This is a genomic window from Micromonospora sp. NPDC048063 (genome assembly GCF_043202855.1).
GTDB lineage: Bacteria > Actinomycetota > Actinomycetes > Mycobacteriales > Micromonosporaceae > Micromonospora.
This window is the reverse complement of the sequence record NZ_JBIDBG010000024.1, coordinates 22700-42239: the sequence shown is the minus strand read 5'-3', so window position 1 is coordinate 42239 and position 19540 is coordinate 22700. Positions and strand designations below refer to the sequence as shown.

The window sequence follows — 19540 nt, the reverse complement described above, 5'->3', positions numbered from 1 at the left end:
CAAGCCACCATTTGGTGTATCTGCACGTCCGGCGGGCGGGTCATCGACGCGTACGCCGCCACCGCCACCGCCACCGCCGCTGCGGCGTGGGCGCAGGCGGACGCAGACGCTCCCGCGCCACTCGGGTGACGGCGGCGAGAGCTTCCTGCAGGGCGGCATCGGCGGCCTGCCGGCCAGCGGCGGCCGTCTTGGCCTGGTACAGGTTGTCCGCCCCGTACGCGGCCGCCGCTGCGGCGGCCGCTTCCGCCAGGCCGAGAACGGCGGCCACGAGGTCCTCGTCAGGGAGCAGCACGGCCTGGCTGACCGCGTCGGTAAACTGCCGGTACGGCGTGCCGACCAGATCCTCGGCGGCGGCCATCGACCGCTCATGCCAATCGAGGACGACCTGGCTGGCCCGCGTCATGCCGTAGGCCAGGCCCAGGGTGCTCCGTCCGGCCTGAAGCTCAAGGCATGCCTGGCCGAGAGTCAGCAGGCGCGGCTTCCACGAGTTCCATCGCGGCTGCTGCGTCGCCAGCGCCGACAGTAATGTGAACGTGGCGCGGGTCAGCTCTGTCGTTACGGCCTCGATCTTCTCGTCCGCCACCGCCCGCTCCTGCTCTGCGTGTCGCCGGCGGTTGGCCCGTTCGGTCATTCGCACGGCGGCCAGAGTGGACACGCCGGTGACCACCGGCGCCAACAGAAGACCAAGCGCGGTGATCCATGAGAGGACGGTAGGCTGCACCTGATCACTTTCCCCTACCCGCGCCACCGAGTTGGTCCGCCGCAGGTCCGGCCGACACACACCTTCACCCCTGGCGTGGCCGGTCACTGAGGCTCGCTGGCGGTGGGCGGGTTGAGGTCGCCGGCCCGGCCAGCAAGCCGACGGTGACGATGACCTGCGGGTACGGCCGGATCCGGCCGCGTACCGGCGGTCTGGTACCGGCGTGCCCGTGCTGCGGCACCTGGCCTGCTAGGGCCTGTGTCGAAGTCGGGGCCAGGGCTTGAGCTGGCTTGAGGATCTTCGCGTGTCGGAGATCGAGATATGGCTAGGTCTCCGGTAGATGGTTTAACGACCAAGAAAAACCGGAGACCACCGGAGACCTCGTGGACACCCTAGCGGTGACGAGGCGGCACGACCTGACCGACGCGCAGTGGGCGGTGCTGCAACCGTTGCTGCCGGCGCCGAAGCGGTCGGGTCGACCGTCGTTGTGGAGCAGACGGCAGTTGATCGACGGGATCCGGTGGCGGATCCGGGTGGGCGCCCCGTGGCGGGACGTGCCACCGCAGTACGGGTCCTGGTCGGCGGCGTATGCCGTGTTCCGCAGGTGGCAACGCGACGGAACGTGGCAGCGGGTGCTCACCGCGCTGCAGACCATTGCCGACGCGGCCGGCCGGATCACCTGGGACGTGTCGGTGGATTCGACCAGTGCCCGCGCCCACCAGCACGCTGCTGGGGCGAGGAAAAGGGGGATCTGCAGGTTGAACCACCCGGCGGTGTCATGGTTGAGCCGGCTGATCACGCGCTCGGCCGGTCCCGCGGCGGGTTGACCACGAAGCTGCACCTGGGCTGCGAGCAAGGACAGAAGCCCCTCGCCATCGTGCTGACCGCCGGACACCGCGGCGACAGTCCGCAGTTCATCCCGGTCCTGGACGCCATCCGCGTCCCGCGGCTGAACACCGGACGCCCGAGGACCCGCCCGGACCGCGTCCTGGCCGACAAGGCGTACACATCGAAAGCCAACCGGGCCTACCTGCGCCGACGCGGAATAGCAGCAACCATCCCGAGCAAGACGGACCAGGACGCTCACCGGCGAGCCAAGGGATCCAAAGGCGGCCGACCACCAGCCTTCGACCCGCACCTCTACCAACAACGTCACGCCGTGGAGTGCGGCATCAACCGACTCAAGCGCAACCGCGCCGTGGCCACCCGCTTCGACAAGCTGGCCGTCCGGTACGAGGCAACCATCCATCTCGCCGCCATCAACGAGTGGCTATGACCGGCTTCTGGCGATGACCTACTAGACGACGCATAGTACCGGGCCGTATTGTGTGGCGCATGATAGCGGCAGCAGGTGGGTCGGATGTCGCTTCCGAGCGGCAGGCCCAGCTACTGCGCGGCTGCCTGGACATGTGCCTGCTTGCGCTGCTTGCCGGCGAGCCGGCGCACGGCTACGAACTCGTCCGCCGACTCGACACCGCCGGATTTGGAACGGTGAGCTACGGCACCGTCTACCCGTTGATCACCCGATTGCACCGCTTGGGGCTCATTGCCAACGCGCTGCAGCCCAGTCCCAACGGCCCACCCCGCAAGGTCTATCGGCTCACCGATACCGGCCACGATCGACTGCGTGCTTGGCGCGAGCAGTGGGTTCAGTTCGCCAGCGTCGTGAACGCAACACTCGCCGTCCGTCCACCGAACCCAGGAGACGACCATGAGCACGTCGACGTCGGCCGTTGACAATCTCCTCGCCGCCGCAGACCGCGAGTGGCGCGCTCTCGGCATTCACCGTCGCGACCGGGTGACTCTGACGGCCGACCTCCGCGCCGAGCTTGAGGCAGCAGCCGCCGACGGGCTCGATCCCGCAGAGCTTCTCGGCGCTGACCCTACCGAGTTCGCCCTGCGAATCGCCGAGGAAGCCGGCGTGGAGCGCACCCCGCCGCGGTACGGCCAGGTACTCGGCGTTGCGACCGCAGGCGCGATGCTCTCCCTCGTCGTGGGCTACGTCGTGGTCATTAGCCTGCACCAGGCATTCGTGGCGGCATTCGACCTGCCGCGAAGCGTGCGCGTGCCGTTGTGGCTTGCCGCTGGTGTCTTCTACGGCGGCGTCGCAGCGGTTGTCGTCGCCGGCGCCGTCCTCGCCGTACGCATCGCCCTACGAGACGCGCCCCACATCCGACACACTGCGGCGCGGATGACACTGCTGCTGCCGCCCGCTATCGCAGCCGCGATCGCCGCTGCGGTCACATTCGCCTGGTCGCTCAACTTCCCGCTCACCCCATCGGCGATCGCGGCCGAGGTGGCGATTGTCCTCGCTGCCTTTCTTGCAGCAACGGCGCTGGCCCGCCGCTGGTCTGTGACGGCGGCGGGGTAATCCAGCCGGCACAACGGCCATAGTCTGAGCCAATCCTGCGCGTGGCCCCAATAAGAAGTGCTGGGATCGACTTCGACACAGGCCCTAGGCGCGGATCATGGTCACGGGCGTCGCGGGTGAGGGAGGCCGAGTCGCCTGCCGACGTCCTCTCCGGCAGTTAGGTAGTCGAGGCCGCAGTCGACCACCATGTCGCGTACCTGTTCGACGCTGGCGCGGGTGAGAGCGTCCAGGATGGCGCCGCGCATCCGGTTGTACCGCCGGTTGACCTGCTCCATGTCGACGTGCCCTCCGCTGCGAAGCACCTTCAGCATGGACAGGTGCTTGCGCGTCCAGTCGCGCAACTCAGAGCGCTCCAGATCGGTGAGCTGACCGGGAACCGGTTCCTTGTCCGCCCATTCCTTGCCGAACACCGTGTGGGGCAGCCGTTCGTAGTAGTCGACCTCGCCAGGGCGCGAGTAAGCCCAGAGAGCGACCGAGTCCGGGACTCCCGTCCAGCTGTCGCCGATCAGGACTGCGCCTGGAGGAAGCTCATACGCGTTTTCGACTGCGCGCGCCAGCGCCTTGCGCTCACCGGAGCCGTAAAGGGCATCCGTCTGTGTGATCGTGCCCTGGACGTGGCCGTACCATCCCTGCGGGGTGAGGGCCGGATCTAGCGTGGCGCCGGGCAGGAGGCCGCGGGGGGATCCGACGGTGCGATCCCATACTTGTCGGATCTTGGCGCACTCGGCGAGGTAACTTTTGCGTCGATCCTTCTGCTCCTCTGCCTCCCCGTGGGAAGCTGCCGGACCTGACTCACCCGTGGACAACCATCGCTTCAGCATGAACGAAGCGTAGTCATGCGATAACAAGCCGGCGGTCGTCGAGGCGTGCGCGCCGTCGAGCGATCCGAAATCTCATCTACGAACAGCTCTGAAGGAAGTCAGACAACGCCCGGACCCGCATCTGGCGACCGCCGAGCCCCGCGAAGCCGCATCTTCAACTCGAACACGTGCGTCCATCTGCCAGAGGATCGCGAGCGGGTCAACATCGTGAACAAGGAACTCTGTTACTTCGACCTCAGCGTCATCATCGGGCTTGACCTTCTCCCACACATCACTGGGCGTGGCGACCACTCGCAGGTCGTACCCATGCTCACCATGCCACCTCGAGGCCAAGACCGTCGCCAGCGTTCGGGGTGCGGATTCAACCCATGCGTTTCTCCAGCGAGTCAGGCGGCGCGCTCCGTTGCTGGCCGTGCGGCCGGAGTTTGGGGAGTGCGGCATCCGTGTTCGCCGCCCTCAGCGGATAACTGTCCTTATCCGCTGAGTCCGCCTAGGATCTCAGCGGATAACGTCTTTCAGCGGTGGCTGAAGGACCGGCTGAAACTCAGCGGATAAGAAGGACGGTGGCGGCTATGACCCGGACCGCGACGGCGAAGGTCGTCCCGCTACGACCCGACGGCCCGGCCGCTGCCGTCGACCGGGCCCTCGCGGCGCTGCACCGGCACCTCGACCGGTGCGCCCTGGCGGCCAACACCACCAAGGCGTACCGGGCCCGCGCCGGCGCGTACGCCGCCTGGCTCGGCCAGCACGCCGGCGAGCACCCGGACGCCTTCGTCGACCAGGTCGGTGCCGAGGCCGCCGTCACCGCCTGGCGCCGACACCTCATCGCCACCAAGGCCAGCCCGTCCACCGTGAACCAGGCCCTCGCCGCCGTCGACCTTCTCTACGAGGTCGGCGCCGGCCTGCGGCTGAAGGTCAAGCGGGCCCGGGTGCCGCGCCCCGGCGAGCCCGACGCGCTGACGCCGAAGGAGCAGGGAGCGGTGGAACGCGCCGCTGACCGCCGCGGCGTCCGCGACGCCGCGATCGTGACCGTGCTGCTCTACACCGGCGCCCGGGCGGAGGAGTGCGCCCGCCTCGACGTCGACGACCTCGCCCTCACCGCCCGCACCGGCACCATCCGCCTGCACGGCAAAGGCGACGAAGTCCGCCAGGTCCCGGTGCCGGCCCCGGCCCGCGACCGGCTCACCGCCTGGATCCGCCACCGGGGCGGTGAGCCGGGGCCGCTGTGGACCGGGCAACGCGGCCGGCTCACGACCTCCGGCATCACCCAGATCGTCCTCGCCGTCGGCGCCGACGTCGGCCTGCCCGGACTGCGCCCGCACCGACTGCGCCACACCTACGCCACCCGGCTCCGCCAAGGCGGCGCCGACCCGGCCCAGGTCCAAGCCCTGCTCGGCCACGCCTCTCTCGACACCACCGCCCGCTACTTCCGCGCCGGCGCCGCCGAGCAGGCCGCCGTCGTTGAGCGCATCTTCGACTAGTCCTCGCCCCATGACAGCGCGCCGAAACCGTCTAAGACGGTTACGGCGCACTTCGGCGTCGTAGTCTGCGCTGAGGGCCCGCGGTGACCACCGGGGCGGGGCACACACAAGCCAGCCCATCCCGCCTCAACCAGGCCCTCGGCGCCACGGCCTTGAGGTTCACGGTGATCGAGCAGGCGTTCGTTCGCTGGTCGTGCCCGAACGGGGCAGGTCGATGACGTTAGCTTCCTTCCTGGCGGTGGCGCCTACGGCTCGATGCGCACGACGCTTCTTCGCGGTAACGCTCGTGCGGCGCCGTTCCCGGTACTCCCAGAATCCGTTCCAGAGCAGCACCTTGTCGTGTGACTCGTGTGGCATGAGCACCTGGGCGAGGCCGATGACGGTGGTGCAGATGATGCCGAGGACGGTGACCGTCAGGAGAGCCCACCAGGGCGCGCCGATCGCACCGGCCATGATGTTGGCCAGTCCGGTGAAACCGAGTCCGCCGGCCAGGGTGGAGACCTTCATGCTACGGCCCCCCGGTTCGATCGGTGGAGCCCGTTCGACCTGATAGGTCTCTTCGATCCGATGGGCTTACGTCCGTTCTGGGGACGAATCGGGTTGGCGACGCGCTGGCGGAAGTGCGCTAGGCGGCGGTTCACCGCGCGCACAGTGAGACCAAGCTCGTCGGCGATCTGCACTTGGGTCATGTCGTGGGCCAGCATCCCGAGGATGAGCTTGGTGGTGGGCGTCGCCAGGTCGACGATCTTCTGGAGGTCGACGCGGATGCCCGCTATGGCAGCGGGGTCGGCGAGGTCGCGGGCGATGATCCCGCCGATCTCCTCGAAGTCGATCTCGTGCTGGGTTGCCAGCCGCTCCAGCTCCCCGGCGCGGGCCTTGGACCACTTTTTGTACGCGCGGGGGAAGGCGAGGGCGCAGGTGCCGATGAAGTAGGTGCGCAGCGAGGCGCCGCCCATCGACGCCTTCCACTTGCGCTGGCCGATGGCGCGGTGACGGAAGTTCTCGACCGCAGCAGCGATGATGTCGAGTGCTAGCTCGGTGCGGGCCTCGTCGGAGTTGGCCAGCACGACCATGTCCTCGGGCCGCATGGGGACCGCGCGTTCGGGGGCGTAGCGCTGCAGCACCTGCCGCATCTTGTTCCTCTTGAGGAACGCTTTGACCACGGGCAGGGCGTACAGCCATAGGTCGTTGAAGAGCTGACGGTGAGCGACGCCGTCCCACTCTCGTTTCAGAGTCATCTCGAAGCGGACCTGCTCGACGAGGCGCTGGTCGGCCAGCCGGGATTCCGCTCTACGGCGGTCCGGTGAGGACTCGAGCTCGATGTCCGCCTCGATTTGCTGCAGCAAGTCGGCGATAGGGTCGGTGAACGAGTTTTCGGCAGAGCGGACAATAAATCCCGCCCTGCCCTGCGGTTGCAGGCTGTCATACGAGGGCATGTCCCTCGCCTATGCGCTTCATGTGCTGAAAACCCCCATCGCCCTACTGTGAAGGCTGTCACACTTGGCGTCGGTGTCAGGTGGAGCGGGCCCCGGCCGCGCACCGCGCCGCGCACCGCGCCGCGCCTACCGCCCCGGGGGCCGCCAGCGGTGCTGGCGTACAGGTCCGCAAGGCCGCGGACACCGCCACCGTGCTGCGCGCTACGGGGCACTCGGCTGCCGACGCCTCGGGTAGCGCGGCTCCGGCCAGGCGGTGAAGGATCGCGAGGTGCTCATCAACCCGATCCCGGGGGCCAGTCACAAGGCCCTGCTCAGTGCGCTGACCGAACTCCGCTTCGCCATCGAAAACCAACAGGGCGGCGGTCAGCAGGGCGCCGAGGACCGCGCCACCGCCTACCTGGAGTGGGTCCAGGAGGCCCGTCGCCGGCTACGCAGCCAGATCCGGCCCAGCGACCTGGATCGACTCGTTCCCACGAAGAGCTACGAGGTGGTGCTCTCGTCGCTCTCCTCCCTGGCCGTGGCGACGACCGGCCCCCGGATCGTCAGGGCACTGGTAAACCAGCAGCTCACCGAGCGGGTGGACGACTTCGGCGCCACGATCGCCGACCTCCAGCAGCAGACGCAGCGATTCGAGGGCGACGACCTCTTGGTCGTGCTCGACACCAACGTGTTTATGCACCACCCGCAGGAAATCGAGGACCTCGACGTCCATGCGTTGATCTACCGGGCGTTCGAGCCGCTCCGCATCGTCGTACCAATGGTCGTGGTCGACGAGCTGGACCGCCTCAAGCGGACCGGGGACGGCAAGGGGCGGGCCCGCGCCCGGTACGGCGTCGCCTATATCGACCGCCTGTTCCGCAACGGCGGCCTGATCCGGCCTGCTGACCTCTCTGACAACGAAACTCCCCGAGGCCGGGTCAGGCTCGACGTCCTATTCGACTCACCTGGGCACCTCCGACAGTCGAGGCCAGACGACGAGATCATCGACCGCGCTGTCGTCCTGCAGACGCTCGCCGAACGGCCCGTCCACCTAGTCACCTACGACACGGGCATGGCGATGCGCGCCCACAACGCCGGCCTCAAGGACATCAAGCTGAAGCAGGAGCCTGAGATGGAAGAAACGAAGCAGCCGCGACGGCCGAAGCAGAGGGCAGCGGACCGTTCGGAATGATCATGGACTTTGGGTAAGGCAGAGTCTCCGACCCTCGGCTTTCAGACGGCGAACGACCGGGGTATGCCCCGCGGGCCGCAGACCGGCACATGTTCGGATCCTGACACCGCCAGCCGACCGCTCGTTGGTTCGGCGCTCGGTGTGCCAGCCGCACCGGCTGGACGCCATGCTCGGCGGCCAGCGCGGCGAGGTGCGGGTCCGATGGTTGCGCCGATCATGCCGGCCTGGCGGCGCCGGATATCTAAGGGTGCCAGATGGACGTGCCGGCGGTACTGGGTCGACCACCTACCACCTGCCTCTGGAATCCCCTGAGTCAGCGGCTGGGTTCCTCGCCTCTGGAGGCTCCACGGCTCGGCTTCGGTGGCGCCGACTCGGCGTCGCGCACCGCCGGCTGCCGGTGTAGGGACTGACGGGTGCTGGTCGGGAAGGCCCGCGCGGCCGCCGTGATCCCGGGAGAGACGTCGACGATCTGAGGCAGCGGCGTCTGCGGGTCGGCGAGAGGTGTCGCCAGCCGGACGATGTCCCGGAGCTCTCCGTACCACTCGGGGCCCATCTCGTCGGTGAGCTGCTTGACCGTGGCCGCGAACTTCTTGGTCTCCTCTGGGGTCCACTGCCGTTGGCGCTCAGCGTCGATGGCCACAGCGGTGCCTGCCAGCCAGCGCCACGAGCCGGCGGCGTCGAGGTAGTTGATGTGCAGCTGGTGGTTGCCGCGCCGGTAGACGGTGGCGACGTCGACCACCCGCTCCCGGTCGATCGCCTCGGCGGCCTGGCGGACACCCTGGTAGGAGGCGTCGTGGTTGTCCCGAGCGGTCAATCTGCCGTGGCCGAGCTTCTGGACCTGGTCGTGATAGCGGTGGACGATGCCGAGTCTGCTGAGCGGCTCGGGCACCGCCATGATCGCGGCCTCCACCCGGTAGCCGGCCGCGCGGAACATCGCCGCAGGCTCCAGGAAGTCTCCGGGGTCCCGCATCGTCGTCTCGATGATCGTGTCGACTCGCCGGTCGATGAGGTACTGCTCGGCCGCAGCCATCCACCGGCGTCCGTCCATGCTGGTGTACGGCGCGGCGTTGCGGTCGTCCTCCCGCAGCAGCCTGCTGTACTCAGGGTGGTAGGGCTTGTAGAAGTCGGAGTTGACCACGATCGCGCCGCCACGCTGATCGAGTTCACGCTTGACCGACTCGGTGGTCATGGTCTTGCCCGCGCCGGGCTGCCCGGCGACAAAGACGACCACCGGCTGGTCTTGGGACACCCCGTGGGCGAGTTCCTCCGACGCGATCTCCTCGCGGAAGATCCGCTGCGACTGCTCCTCGGGAAGCAGGTAGCGTCTCGGGTCGATCGGCATCAGGCAGCACGCCGACCGAGTTGCTCGGCCAGAGCCCGGTAGCGCTGCGTGGCGTCGGCGACCGCCTGGTGGTCGGTCGGCCGCAGCTCGTTACGCGCGGCGATGCACTGCTTCCGCAGGCTGACCAACTCCGCGACGGCGGCGTCGTCGTCGTGCTGCCGGGCGGTGGCAATGAGCGGGGCGATGGCGGCGGCCGCCTGGCTGACCGCCTCAATGGCGACCTCGTACGAAACGGACTCGGTCGAGTCCCACTCGAACTGGCCCAGGTTGGCCAGCACAGACTGCTCGGTCATGGTTCGTACCTCCTAGTTAGTCAGGACGAGCGTATCGGTGTTGATCAAGGTGTAGCGGGTCCGTTGATGCCGGGGGAATCACAGACCGTCGGCATCGGGAAGCTGAGCGAGCACTTCTGGTGGGCGCCGGCTCGACGGGCAGGTCCTACAGCTCGCCGAGGATGCGCTCGCGTTGTTCGGCGTACTCACCGTCGCTGATCAGCCCGTCGCGGTAGAGGGTGGCGAGTTGCCGGAGCCGTTCGGCGATCGGGCTGGACGGTGGTGTCGGATCGGTGTGCGGGTGTGTTGCGCGGTTGTCGGGATCCGACCCGACAGCCCCGCCAGCGCCGGGGACGTGCGCTGATGAAATGGTCTGGTCGACGGTGCTGGCGATGTTCCAGAAGCACTCGTCGAGGGCGGTGGCGTTGCTGGCGGCGGTCGTCAGGTGCCGCAGGGTTTCCGGCACGCAGTCCAGCACGGCGGTCAGGCGAGTGGCGTGAGCGGTGGTGGGCACCAAGCGCCCGGCGAGGACGTCCATCGTCACCGTCGCGGCGATGTCGGCCCTGCTGGCCAGCTCGGTGGGAGACACGCCGGCGAACTCGGCGTAGACGCACAGGTAGCGGGCCAGCGCCCGCCGCGCCGGCGGGGCCTGGGGGTCGATGGTGGCCACCAGGTGCCCAAGGCGGATCCGGCGGCGGGCGGCGGGCGGTTCCGGCAGGTCGATGATCGGCTTGCCGCGCAGAGCCGGCGCGGCGATGAGTTCCAGGTAGACGCACTGGCGGGCGTAATCCTCCCGAAGGGTGGCGACCTCCGCGGCGATGGTCTTCACCCGGAGCAGCTCGTCCCTGGTCTGGTGGAACTGCGCTTCGAGCTGGTTGGCGCGGCGCACCTCGTAGTTGCGGCTGTTCTCCGAGGCCCGCAGGTTGTCGATGTAGCGTGCAGTCTCCTCCCTGAGGCGGTCCTGCAGCCGGGCGATCTTGCGCTGCAGGACCGGCACGACCGGCTCGCTCTCGGGCACGTTGCGCTGGCCCGGTTTGCCAGGCGGCCGGCTGACCGGGCCGTTGTAGCCGTGGGGCCGGTGACCGCGCGCACACTCGTACCAACCCGCGGCGAGGGCCCGGATGCTGGCGATGTCGCAACTGTCCGGCAGACACCCAATGATCAGCTCGGTCATCTCCCACGTCGGGCCGAGGCGGTAACGGCTGAGCTGCTCGGACAGCTTCTGCCGGTTCAAGCCGGGAAAGTCCAGACGACGCTTGCGGGCGTTGCGGATAATCGCCGACTGCCCGCCGATGCCTAGGTAGTCGTCGATGAGGCTACGCACGTAGAGGGTGTACTCGGCAGCGTCGGGGTTGGCGCTGCGCCGCCGGATCGTGGCTTCGTCCACGACGTACGGGCGGGTGTTGCGGTCAGGCGAGCGGTGAGCGGCGGTGCTCATTCGGATCGTCCTTGAGGCACGAGAGGTGGGCCCGGCAACGGCGATGTTGTCGGGAGTCTGCCGGGTTCCCTTTCCCGACATTGCGGGCGCCGGGGAGGGTTATCCGTGCCGATCGGTGCTGACTGGCTGGTCGGTCAGGGTGCTCCGCGTGGGGTCGGTTGGCCGCCTGATCAGCGTGGAGCACCCGCCATCTATACATGATGCGAGACGGTGGTGACAGAGTGCAGTACACAGCCGGGTTCCGGCGCGCCGCAGCGGTTATCAGCGCACTGGTTGTGCGCCCTTACGCTCCGGCTGACGGCAAAAGAGACCGCCCAGGTCAACCCCGTCGGCACAAGCCCCGACACCGTCGTCCACCACGCTGGACCAGGCGCCCGCGCCCAGGGACGTCTCGCTGATCCGGTCCACCATCTGAGACAACAGGGGGTGATCTTGCTGGAGGCAGAAGGCGTGCGCTCGGCCGAGGCGCATCGCGGACCGACGCTAACCTTCGCGCACAACACCCACCTTCAGCGCCACCCCAGCACGATGCCGATGTCCGAAACGGACGTGTCGTGGGCCGGCGCCGGCGCGATCATCGCATCGCTGCTCGGCGACCGGCACGCGGTGATCGTCGGCAGCCTCGACGCAAGCCCCCACGCTCGGCATCGAGGCGCCCGCCCTGACGACCTACGAAGGCATCCTCCAGCAAGAGACCCGTCTGGCTGCCGGGTCGCAGCACCATCCGCCGGCCCGACAGGTGGGGTGTTGCCGGGCAGGGGCGTGCCGTGGGCGTCCCTGGCCTGCGGGTGGGGGCTGTCGATGGAGGACGCACTGGCCGTCCGGAAGCAGCACTGCCATCGTTCACCTCCTGACCGGGGGTCATCGACTGCTGAGACCGGTTGCGTCTCCGGGCCGGACGCACCACGTTAGGGTGCAGTTAGTTACGTCTTATGCGCGCTCGGTAGGGGTGCGAGTGGCTTATATCGGGTGAAAGCGCTCCCGTTTGACGGCGATTTTGTGACCCTCATGAGGGTCCCCAGCAGGCGTTGCTGCTGGTGAGCCGTCCATTGGTGACGTTCCGTGCTCCGACCATCACCAAGACGAGGTTGCGCAGCGTCACCAGGTGGGGCCTAGGCTGTACCCGGTTCGACGCAGGTTGGGTACGGCTTGAGTGCCGTGACCATTAGGCTGAGGACCGCACCGATCAATTCCGTCGCACACACCGCGCTCGCCGATCGGGAGCGCGGCTCCCGGGTCCACGCGGACCTACTGCGACGGAAGGACATCGGTGGAAACACCCTCGGGTCGGCGGCCAGTGCGCCGGCGCGGTAAGAAACCTCGGCGAGACGGCACCGACCGGTGGCGGATCATCGGGAAGGTGGCGACCGCGGTGACGCGGGTTGCCGCCGCCGTGGGGGCGGTCTACGCCGTCCTCCGGGATACGGGGCTGATGTGACCCATGAGCCCCGAACCGAAGTGACCCCACCTAAACGGCAGGGCCACGACTCGGTGCGTTAGCGCGGCGGAGCGGATCCCCGCTGGGAGGGAAGCCCAGTGGATCAGGGTCCGCCTCGTCCGTTTATAGAGCCAGGTTACAGCTCGTTTTACTCCAGCAAGTTACTTGTGGGTCCTACGCCAGACCAACTTGCAGTGCGAAGTTTTGCACAGGCTCCGACAGAGCGAAAGCCCAGCAAGGCAGCATCTGCACCCCTAAACCGGGGTCTTTATAGGCACTGAGCAGGCAAAACGCTGATGTGACGACGGCCACAACCCGTGTCCTAGGACGCGCTAGCTGATGCGCGAGATGCCATACCTACCGGTAAGTAGTGGGCGGGATGCCCGACATCGCCAACCTGCCAAACCCCGAGGCTTGCTGATGGCGAGCCCGGCCCTCCGGGCCTGCCATCAACACCCCCGGCTGGAGGACGACCCCCGGTTGCGTGCGCACACTATCCAGCCGCCGCAGATAGCGTCAGAGCGCAAGATCAACTCACTCGGCGAGGACTACTACCACGGCGCCGCGCCCGTAGCGACCGCCCAACTCGGACGCTCCGGCCGCTGCCACGCCAGGCCGTCCGCCGACCGCCACCGAGACATGCTCTCCACGGCGGCACCCCCGCCGTCGGCGACGCCGCGGCCCCCGGGATCGGCTCGTACGACACCGCCTGGCCCTCCCCACTGACCCACCTCACCTCGCGGTTCTTCGACCCGAGAGCCGGCGCACCGCCGGGTGAACCTGCGCGGCCGCGGTGACCCACTCCCGGATAGACCGTACTGCGGCTCCCGGGCGTCGACCCCGGTCTCGTACATCACATGAACAGGCCCGTCTCCTGGCCGTCGCCGTCGACCTCCGCCGTCACCGACACCCGTCCTGGCGGTGGGTATCGAGTCGGTGTCGTGTCCGGCCCGGCCAGCGCAATTGAGGTCACGGGGCGGCCCGGTCAGGCCGCCTGGTGCCGCGTAGCGCTGATGCGGAACGGGTGGGTGTACTCGGCGCCGCAGCCAGCGCACCAGGCCCGGAACAGCAGGCTGGTCGCGGTGTCGCCGAGACTTGGTTCCACCTCGTGGCGAGTGCCTTCGATCATGGCGTAGAGGCGCCGCCAGCGGATTGGGCAGAGGCAGGCCGCTGTGCTCATGCCGTTGCCTGCCCGTCCTCGGGATCGAGGGCTCGCCACTCTCGGGGCTTGGCGCCGGTGGCGTCGGCGACCTGGGCGACGTCGCGGTGGCTGTAGGCGGTGCGTACGCCGGAGATGGACATGCCGGCGGCTGCGGCCAGGTCGCCCAGCGTGTAGGGGCGGGGTTGGACGAATTCGCGGCCGTAGGCGATCAACTCGCGGATTCGCTGCTCGGCTTCCTCCTTCGCGCGGCGGGCACCGGCCAGCGCGCCGATCAGCGGGTCCTGGTCGCCTCCGTCCCACGCGGCCCGCAGGTTCTCGGCAGCACGTTCTTGGTCCTCGGCAGCTTCGTCCCGCGCCGCGAGAAAGCCGTCGTCGTGCTCCTCGCCGGGGTCGGGTTGCGGGATCGGGTACAGGATCGCGGCCACGTCGGTGAAGATGTCTCGTCGAGTCATGCCTACATTCTGCGCACTTGTTTGTGATGATCGCAAGATATTGCGCGTGCTGCATTTCGTGCCTCGCGCCCTCCGGGTTTCTGATCTTGTTTGAGAAACGATCGTTTCTCGGACGAGATCAAGATCTGCCGCCGGAGCGGGTGTATCGCGTCCGAAAAACCCGTCCGAGAAGTCGGCGTGTCCAACAACGCGACGACGGGTTTGTTGGGCACCCTGGGCGGCGTGACCGTCACTCCCACGTCCACCGAGGACGACCTGCTCGCTCCGACTCCGCTCGCAGGTGTGCTCGTCGGCTATGGGCGAGTCTCCACACGCGAGCAAAACCTCGCCCGCCAGCAAGCCGCACTGACTGCGGCCGGCTGCGCCAAGTGCTTCTTCGACAAGGCCTCCGGGAAGAACACCGACCGGCCCGAGCTAGCCAAGGTGTTCGAGTACATCCGGCCTGGCGACGTGCTCACCGTCGTCTCGCTCGACCGGCTCGGCCGCTCGCTGGAGGACCTGATCGGCATCGTCGGTCGGCTCAAGCGCCACGGCGTCGGTTTCCAGTCCCTGCACGAGAAGCTCGACACCACTACCGCAGGCGGGATGTTCGTCTTCCACGTCTTCGCCGCGCTGGCCGAATTCCTGCGGACCATCATCGTGGCCAACACCAACGAGGGCCTGGCCGCCGCACGTGCCCGCGGGCAACGCCTCGGCCGGCCGCCGGCCATGACCCCGGAGAAGGTCGCGTACGCGCTACAGTTGCTCGCCGAGCCGAACCGCACGATGACCTCGATCGCCAAGCTCCTCGGCGTCTCTCGTAGCACCCTGTACAGTGCGCTGCCTGGCCTTGTTCCGGCCCAACGCGACGACCAGGCCGCCCTGCACTATCCGCCGGCCGCGCCTTCGCCGGCACCCACCTGCCCATCCTCACCGCAGTGCAGTTGACCACTGGCCAACCGGAATGACGACTCAGCGCCGCCTGGTCTGACCCAGTCGCAGCGGAATTACGTGGTCGAGTGGAAGCGCTAGACGGGTCACTCTAAGCATGTTCGGGCTGTCGCCCCCACGGAGTAACCTCGCCCCGTGACCGCAGCACGCTCCTTCCAGCCCTTCAGGGACCGGCTCGCTGGGAAGCCTTTGGACACGACCCTCCACGACGGAGTGCCAGATTGGCTGGATCAGCCGCTCCGCGCATGGTTGAACCAAAGCATCAGCGAGTCGATGGCGCAGCGTGTCATGCTCCGACTTCATCTGTGGCAGGACTCCCGGTACTACGAGAAGCACAAGGACCAGTTGGTCAGGGATCCCAGCCAGGACCTGCTGGCGATCATCGACGCCGTGCTTCAGCTACATCCGGCATGGGGGTTGGACGGAGACCGGCTGTGGGACCAGCACCGCATGACGAGGGAGGACGTTGTCGGCTCCCTCGTTGCCCTGGACCTTCTGCTGAAGGATGGCGGGTCCCTCTACCGATGCGACTTCGAGCAGCACTGCTTAGTTCGCCGGGTGGATGACACGACGCAGGCTGCCGTCGACGCGGCGATCAAGAGCGCCTCCGCCTCTGCCGCAGATCACCTACGTGCGGCGTGGACTGCGGCGTACGGCCTGAGCCCCGACCCGGACAAGGTCTTCAACGAGGCGATCCGGGCGGTAGAAGAGGTGGCCTGCCCGTTCGTCGAGCAGAAGAAGGCCGCGGCGAACTCGGCCACCCTCGGGACGGTCATCGGGGAGCTGGGCAAGAACGCCCCGCACAAGTGGGAGCTGATGCTGCCAGGGAAGGACGGCCAGCCGAGCGAGGTTGGGCCAATCGTTTCGATGATGGAGGCGCTGTGGCACGCCCAGCTCTCCCGGCACGGCGGGGCGCCGAAGTCGCGCCGGCAGAACCAGGACGAGGCGGAGGCCGCTGTGCACCTCGCCGTGCTACTGGTGCAGTGGCTCTCGACGGGTGTCCTGCGCAAGAAGTCCTAGCGTTCGGGGGATGAGCGTGGACTGGGGTCGGCTGACGCCGTCGCTACGGGCGGGTGACTGGACCTGCGGCACGCACGGGCGGATCCGGCCATGTACCGACGGACCGGTGCCGACGTGCCCACACTGCGACGCGCTGGCCCACGAAGTGCGGATGAACAGGGCGGGACAGCGGCAGTTCGTCGCACCCACCCCCACGCACTGCTCCGGTGCCGAGCGGCACCCGTTGATCGTGGGAAATGTGTTCGTTGGCTGGACCTCGTGTCCATGCCCGCCGCCGAATACCCATCGTGGCCATGACAGATGGACCTGCCGTCGGTGCTCGTCAACGACGTACCACCCGCCCGTCAACGGCGACACCGGCACGGGCTGACCGAGCTCGCCTGCTCTCATGATTGCCGAGAGATGGCCCTTCACCGACGGCGAGACGATCGAGGACGCGCTCACCGTGTTCGTCGGCGCTGGACTGCTGCCGCCTGGTACCCGGGTGTTGAAGCAGACGCGGATGTTCAACCCGTACCCGTGGCAGCCGGACGGCTACAACTACCGGTGGACGGTGAGCCTGTGACCGCCGCCCATCTGAACCCCACGCTCTGGCATGACGCGGTGCTGCTGTTCGAGGTCAACTGCTCGCCGAGCCGATCCGCACGATGACCTCGATCGCCAAGCTCCTCGGTGTCTCTCGCAGCACCCTGTACACCGCCCTGCCTCGCCTCATTCCGGCCCAACGAGACGACCAGACCGCCCTGCAAGACGGGCCCGTCCGATAACGCCAGGTCGCCGCCGGCTGCCAGGCCCAACACCTCGGGGTGGCGTTACATCGTCGAGGCTGGCTCGCGGTAGGCGGTCTCTGCGTAGGCGTTGAGCAGTGTCTCGCCAGCTAGCTGTAGGTCAGCCAGTTGGGCCTCGACGGCAGCGGGGTCGCGGTACCGATCCTCGTGAGCCAGCGCCCGGGCAAACTTCTGTACTGCGGCCTTGAGGCCCTTGAGCTTGTTCCTGCTGACGACCCGGGTGCCAAGAGGGGCAGTACCTGCGGAGTCGACCACGTGGGTCGGATGTACGAGCACCGGCGTGATCTTTGCGTCGCCGCCGTAGTTGCTGCGGCACCAATTGACTGAGCCGCTGAGCTGGTTGATGTGGTCCTTCCAGATCTTCGGCGCGGTCGCGCCGGTCTTCGCCTCGATCACTACATACCGATGCCCGCCCATGCTCCACAGCACGTCTGGTCCAGAATTGAAGTCGCGCTCTGGCTGCTGGACGGTGAATCCCATGTGTTCGCCCAACTCGGCCAGAGCTGCCTCCGCCTCGGCTGTGCGCGTGTTGTCCCATGCGATGTCGTCCAACACGGCGGTGACGCCCAGTATGAGCTGCGGGCCGTTGTCGTACCGCTTGGTGAGGAAGTCAACGGCCTGCTGGGCTTGCGATGACGGCACCTCGATGCGCTGGAAAGCCACGCCGCCCCGGGGGCGTAGCACCGCGCGGTTGGCCTTTCTAGCTTCGGACAGGGCCTCCTGTGCTCCGGTTGGGCTGACGGCGTGTAGATACGTTGCGTAGGTCTCCCCAAGCCAGCCGGCTAGGGCTACGTCACCGGCCTTATGGGCTTCCTCGACCGCTTTTCGGGCATGGGTCACCGCCTCGCCGAGCCGGTCTTGGGTGGCGTGGTTGTAGGCGTGGCGCAAGTGAACGTCCCACGCCGAAACGGATGCGGGGCTGTAGGTCGCGCCTAGGAGCACTTCGCGGGTCAGGGCTCGAAAGCCCGGATCGTTGCCGATCACCTGCTCCATCACCCCGCCGATTGCGTTGATCGTGACGTCGCCGTCTTCCTCGAGTTGCCGGGCGACCTGACGGGACAGGTCCAGCTGAGCGCGGGTCGCCTGCGACATGCGACCGGCGATCTCCGGACGGGCGATCAACTGCGTCAGCCGGGGACCGAGCAACAGTACGGCGCACCGGTCATCGCGGCTGCGTACACCTCTGCCCATGCCTTGCTCCAGCCGCTGCAATTGGCGCGTCACCATCGCCTCGCTGTCGCGCAGCGCCGTCGCCTCGCGGCGCTCGACGCCGGTGTAGGCGAAGGGCAGGCTGTCGATGATCAGCAGTCGGCAGGCGTCGTCGGGCAGGTCGATGCCGTCGTACTGGTTAATCATGACGACCAAGCCGACGTGTCCGGCGGTAAGCCGGGCGACGGCTGCGCTGATGTCGTCAGCCATGCTGATGGTCAGGTTCGCCTGCGCCGCCCACTCACGAGACTTCTCATGGGAAGGCACCAGTACCACTACGTTGTGCGTGTTGGCGATCTGGAGGGCCAGCGCCCGCACCTGCTCGTGATCGATGTCAGGGTTTAGCTCTTGCGGCGACAGCACCAGCCGGTCGCCGAGGTCGGCAGCGCTCTCGGGAACGATCGACCTGCCGACACCTTCCGGGTCGGCGTCGAAGTGGGTGACCAGGACGCTGTCATCGGCCAGCGTTGCGGTCAGATAGATGCGCCGCTTCGCCTCCGCGAAACTGGGGATCTTCTCGATCGGTGGGCATAGCGGCACGATCTCGAATCGGTGGGCGGTCGCCACGGCCTGGCACCACGGGAGGATGTCGGCGATCAGCGGCCACGACCACTTGAGCGTCGAATCTTCACGGTGCGGGTGCAGGATCTGCATGACAGTCTCGTGCTTGTCTTGCCACCCCCAGAACGGCACTGGTACCACCGTACTCGGATCCGCGGTCTCGATGCCCAGGAAGCCGTTGAGGTCCTGCGACTTGAGTTCCTCCGTGAACAGGTCCACCAGTTGGTTGTAGGTTGGATGGCTTCGCGGGATGTGGAGGCGAGTCTTCTCCTCCGTTGACGCAAGCGCTGCGTGTGCATCATCGATGACAATCGACCCCACGGCGATCGGCTGACGCGTGCCGGGCACGGACAGGCCGAACCGTGTCTTGCCGTTGACCAGTGTGTTCATGGTGGTTACGCAGATCGCCTCTCCAGAGAGGAACTTCACCGCCTCTGGATCATCGACCACGGCCAAGCCCAGCCGGGCCGCTTCCTCGCGCACCCGCGCCGCCAGGTGGGGGTGCGGGGCCAGATACAGCGCCGGCCCCTTCTTCTCGTGCAAGCAGCACTGCAGAATCAGCAGTCCGACGACCGTCTTACCGCCGCCGGTGTTGGTCTTGATGACCACGTCACGCTGGTCCCGTACAGTCGACCAGGCGTCCAGAACCGTCTTCTGCACAGCCCGTAGATACCCGTACCCGCCGGCCTTGTTTGGCAGCGCGTCGAATAACGCGGCCGGATCGGTGATCTTGTAGATCGCGTTGCCGGTCGAAAGCCGACCAAAATCGAACCTCACGGCCCACCCCCTCTGCCCAAACCCCGGCGATCCTCCCACGAAGGTGTAGATCCGAGCCCAGACGGTGCCAGCCGAGCCGAAACGGCCGAGGCCAGACCTGCGCCGACGGTAAGCCAGCCGAGTCCACACCGGAGGAGTAGCGAAGAGCAGCACGCCGCTCTGCCAGAATCC

The 19540-nt window shown here is 67.7% G+C and carries 18 protein-coding genes; 8 read left to right on the top strand and 10 right to left on the bottom strand.

Translation table 11 applies throughout. The annotated features are described in order from the left end of the window. Positions 1-40: 40 nt before the first annotated feature. Positions 41-721 carry a hypothetical protein gene (locus tag ACGFZ2_RS31805; RefSeq protein ID WP_393460196.1) on the bottom strand — a complete coding sequence of 227 codons (681 nt, stop codon included), beginning with the start codon at positions 719-721 and terminating at the stop codon, positions 41-43. Between the two features lie 362 nt (positions 722-1083). Between ACGFZ2_RS31805 and ACGFZ2_RS31800 the strand changes: the two genes are divergently transcribed. The 3 genes from ACGFZ2_RS31800 to ACGFZ2_RS31790 all read left to right on the top strand — a co-directional run bounded on the left by ACGFZ2_RS31800 (position 1084) and on the right by ACGFZ2_RS31790 (position 3071). Then, positions 1084-1976, top strand: a protein-coding gene (locus tag ACGFZ2_RS31800; protein ID WP_393460193.1) for an IS5 family transposase whose coding sequence is annotated in 2 segments (ribosomal slippage) — positions 1084-1450 and positions 1450-1976 — 894 coding nt in all. Because the reading frame shifts where the segments join, the coding sequence is not laid out codon by codon here. 59 nt (positions 1977-2035) lie between these two features. Then, positions 2036-2437 carry a PadR family transcriptional regulator gene (locus ACGFZ2_RS31795; RefSeq protein WP_393460190.1) on the top strand — a complete coding sequence of 134 codons (402 nt, stop codon included), beginning with the start codon at positions 2036-2038 and terminating at the stop codon, positions 2435-2437. Next, on the top strand, positions 2412-3071 hold the full coding sequence (locus ACGFZ2_RS31790) for a hypothetical protein (protein WP_393460187.1): 660 nt from the start codon (positions 2412-2414) through the stop codon (positions 3069-3071). Before ACGFZ2_RS31795 ends, ACGFZ2_RS31790 begins: the two co-directional genes overlap by 26 nt. A 101-nt stretch (positions 3072-3172) precedes the next feature. Here ACGFZ2_RS31790 and ACGFZ2_RS31785 read toward each other — a convergent pair whose 3' ends face one another. Beyond that, positions 3173-3892 (bottom strand): hypothetical protein, encoded by a 720-nt coding sequence (locus ACGFZ2_RS31785; RefSeq protein ID WP_393460184.1) that lies wholly within the window; start codon positions 3890-3892, stop codon positions 3173-3175. 572 nt (positions 3893-4464) lie between these two features. On the opposite strand from ACGFZ2_RS31785, the gene ACGFZ2_RS31780 reads away from it, so the two are divergent. Beyond that, the gene (locus tag ACGFZ2_RS31780; protein ID WP_393460181.1) at positions 4465-5373 is read left to right on the top strand and encodes a tyrosine-type recombinase/integrase; all 909 of its coding nucleotides are present in this window, start codon (positions 4465-4467) and stop codon (positions 5371-5373) included. A 159-nt stretch (positions 5374-5532) separates the two neighbouring features. On the opposite strand, the gene ACGFZ2_RS31775 is transcribed toward ACGFZ2_RS31780, so the two are convergent. Next, on the bottom strand, positions 5533-5880 hold the full coding sequence (locus ACGFZ2_RS31775) for a hypothetical protein (RefSeq protein WP_393460178.1): 348 nt from the start codon (positions 5878-5880) through the stop codon (positions 5533-5535). Further along, positions 5877-6809 (bottom strand): hypothetical protein, encoded by a 933-nt coding sequence (locus tag ACGFZ2_RS31770; RefSeq protein WP_393460175.1) that lies wholly within the window; start codon positions 6807-6809, stop codon positions 5877-5879. The genes ACGFZ2_RS31775 and ACGFZ2_RS31770 overlap by 4 nt, the downstream gene beginning before the upstream one ends. Before the next feature lie 268 nt (positions 6810-7077). On the opposite strand from ACGFZ2_RS31770, the gene ACGFZ2_RS31765 reads away from it, so the two are divergent. Further along, entirely contained in the window at positions 7078-7980 is a 903-nt protein-coding gene (locus ACGFZ2_RS31765; protein ID WP_393460172.1) for a PIN domain-containing protein, read from the top strand. A 313-nt stretch (positions 7981-8293) separates the two neighbouring features. On the opposite strand, the gene ACGFZ2_RS31760 is transcribed toward ACGFZ2_RS31765, so the two are convergent. From ACGFZ2_RS31760 to ACGFZ2_RS31740, 5 genes are all read right to left on the bottom strand, one after another. Next, positions 8294-9322, bottom strand: a complete 1029-nt coding sequence (locus tag ACGFZ2_RS31760) for a zeta toxin family protein (RefSeq protein WP_393460169.1) — start codon at positions 9320-9322, stop codon at positions 8294-8296. Further along, on the bottom strand, positions 9322-9615 hold the full coding sequence (locus ACGFZ2_RS31755) for a hypothetical protein (protein WP_393460166.1): 294 nt from the start codon (positions 9613-9615) through the stop codon (positions 9322-9324). Before ACGFZ2_RS31755 ends, ACGFZ2_RS31760 begins: the two co-directional genes overlap by 1 nt. A 145-nt stretch (positions 9616-9760) precedes the next feature. After that, a complete protein-coding gene (locus tag ACGFZ2_RS31750) occupies positions 9761-11032 on the bottom strand; it encodes a hypothetical protein (RefSeq protein ID WP_393460163.1) in 1272 nt (423 codons plus the stop codon). A gap of 2423 nt (positions 11033-13455) precedes the next feature. After that, positions 13456-13599 carry a hypothetical protein gene (locus ACGFZ2_RS31745; protein WP_393460160.1) on the bottom strand — a complete coding sequence of 48 codons (144 nt, stop codon included), beginning with the start codon at positions 13597-13599 and terminating at the stop codon, positions 13456-13458. A 47-nt stretch (positions 13600-13646) separates the two neighbouring features. Continuing rightward, positions 13647-14084: a hypothetical protein gene (locus ACGFZ2_RS31740; RefSeq protein ID WP_393460158.1), complete on the bottom strand. Its 438-nt coding sequence runs from the start codon at positions 14082-14084 to the stop codon at positions 13647-13649. A gap of 177 nt (positions 14085-14261) precedes the next feature. Between ACGFZ2_RS31740 and ACGFZ2_RS31735 the strand changes: the two genes are divergently transcribed. The 3 genes from ACGFZ2_RS31735 to ACGFZ2_RS31725 all read left to right on the top strand — a co-directional run bounded on the left by ACGFZ2_RS31735 (position 14262) and on the right by ACGFZ2_RS31725 (position 16599). Beyond that, the gene (locus ACGFZ2_RS31735) at positions 14262-15011 is read left to right on the top strand and encodes a recombinase family protein (protein ID WP_393460155.1); all 750 of its coding nucleotides are present in this window, start codon (positions 14262-14264) and stop codon (positions 15009-15011) included. Between the two features lie 276 nt (positions 15012-15287). Continuing rightward, on the top strand, positions 15288-16034 hold the full coding sequence (locus tag ACGFZ2_RS31730; RefSeq protein ID WP_393460152.1) for a hypothetical protein: 747 nt from the start codon (positions 15288-15290) through the stop codon (positions 16032-16034). A 388-nt stretch (positions 16035-16422) separates the two neighbouring features. Then, positions 16423-16599 carry a hypothetical protein gene (locus ACGFZ2_RS31725; protein ID WP_393460149.1) on the top strand — a complete coding sequence of 59 codons (177 nt, stop codon included), beginning with the start codon at positions 16423-16425 and terminating at the stop codon, positions 16597-16599. A gap of 247 nt (positions 16600-16846) precedes the next feature. On the opposite strand, the gene ACGFZ2_RS31720 is transcribed toward ACGFZ2_RS31725, so the two are convergent. After that, positions 16847-19369 carry a helicase C-terminal domain-containing protein gene (locus tag ACGFZ2_RS31720; protein ID WP_393460146.1) on the bottom strand — a complete coding sequence of 841 codons (2523 nt, stop codon included), beginning with the start codon at positions 19367-19369 and terminating at the stop codon, positions 16847-16849. Positions 19370-19540: the final 171 nt, after the last annotated feature.

Excerpts from the sequence above, each read along its gene's own strand:
- ACGFZ2_RS31750 (WP_393460163.1), bottom strand. The coding sequence starts at position 11,032 with ATGAGCACCGCCGCTCACCGCTCGCCTGACCGCAACACCCGCCCGTAC.
- ACGFZ2_RS31780 (WP_393460181.1), top strand. The coding sequence starts at position 4,465 with ATGACCCGGACCGCGACGGCGAAGGTCGTCCCGCTACGACCCGACGGC.
- ACGFZ2_RS31740 (WP_393460158.1), bottom strand. The coding sequence starts at position 14,084 with ATGACTCGACGAGACATCTTCACCGACGTGGCCGCGATCCTGTACCCG.
- ACGFZ2_RS31745 (WP_393460160.1), bottom strand. The coding sequence starts at position 13,599 with ATGATCGAAGGCACTCGCCACGAGGTGGAACCAAGTCTCGGCGACACC.
- ACGFZ2_RS31730 (WP_393460152.1), top strand. The coding sequence starts at position 15,288 with ATGGCGCAGCGTGTCATGCTCCGACTTCATCTGTGGCAGGACTCCCGG.
- ACGFZ2_RS31755 (WP_393460166.1), bottom strand. The coding sequence starts at position 9,615 with ATGACCGAGCAGTCTGTGCTGGCCAACCTGGGCCAGTTCGAGTGGGAC.
- ACGFZ2_RS31725 (WP_393460149.1), top strand. The coding sequence starts at position 16,423 with ATGATTGCCGAGAGATGGCCCTTCACCGACGGCGAGACGATCGAGGAC.
- ACGFZ2_RS31790 (WP_393460187.1), top strand. The coding sequence starts at position 2,412 with ATGAGCACGTCGACGTCGGCCGTTGACAATCTCCTCGCCGCCGCAGAC.
- ACGFZ2_RS31760 (WP_393460169.1), bottom strand. The coding sequence starts at position 9,322 with ATGCCGATCGACCCGAGACGCTACCTGCTTCCCGAGGAGCAGTCGCAG.
- ACGFZ2_RS31775 (WP_393460178.1), bottom strand. The coding sequence starts at position 5,880 with ATGAAGGTCTCCACCCTGGCCGGCGGACTCGGTTTCACCGGACTGGCC.
- ACGFZ2_RS31785 (WP_393460184.1), bottom strand. The coding sequence starts at position 3,892 with ATGCTGAAGCGATGGTTGTCCACGGGTGAGTCAGGTCCGGCAGCTTCC.
- ACGFZ2_RS31795 (WP_393460190.1), top strand. The coding sequence starts at position 2,036 with ATGATAGCGGCAGCAGGTGGGTCGGATGTCGCTTCCGAGCGGCAGGCC.
- ACGFZ2_RS31770 (WP_393460175.1), bottom strand. The coding sequence starts at position 6,809 with ATGCCCTCGTATGACAGCCTGCAACCGCAGGGCAGGGCGGGATTTATT.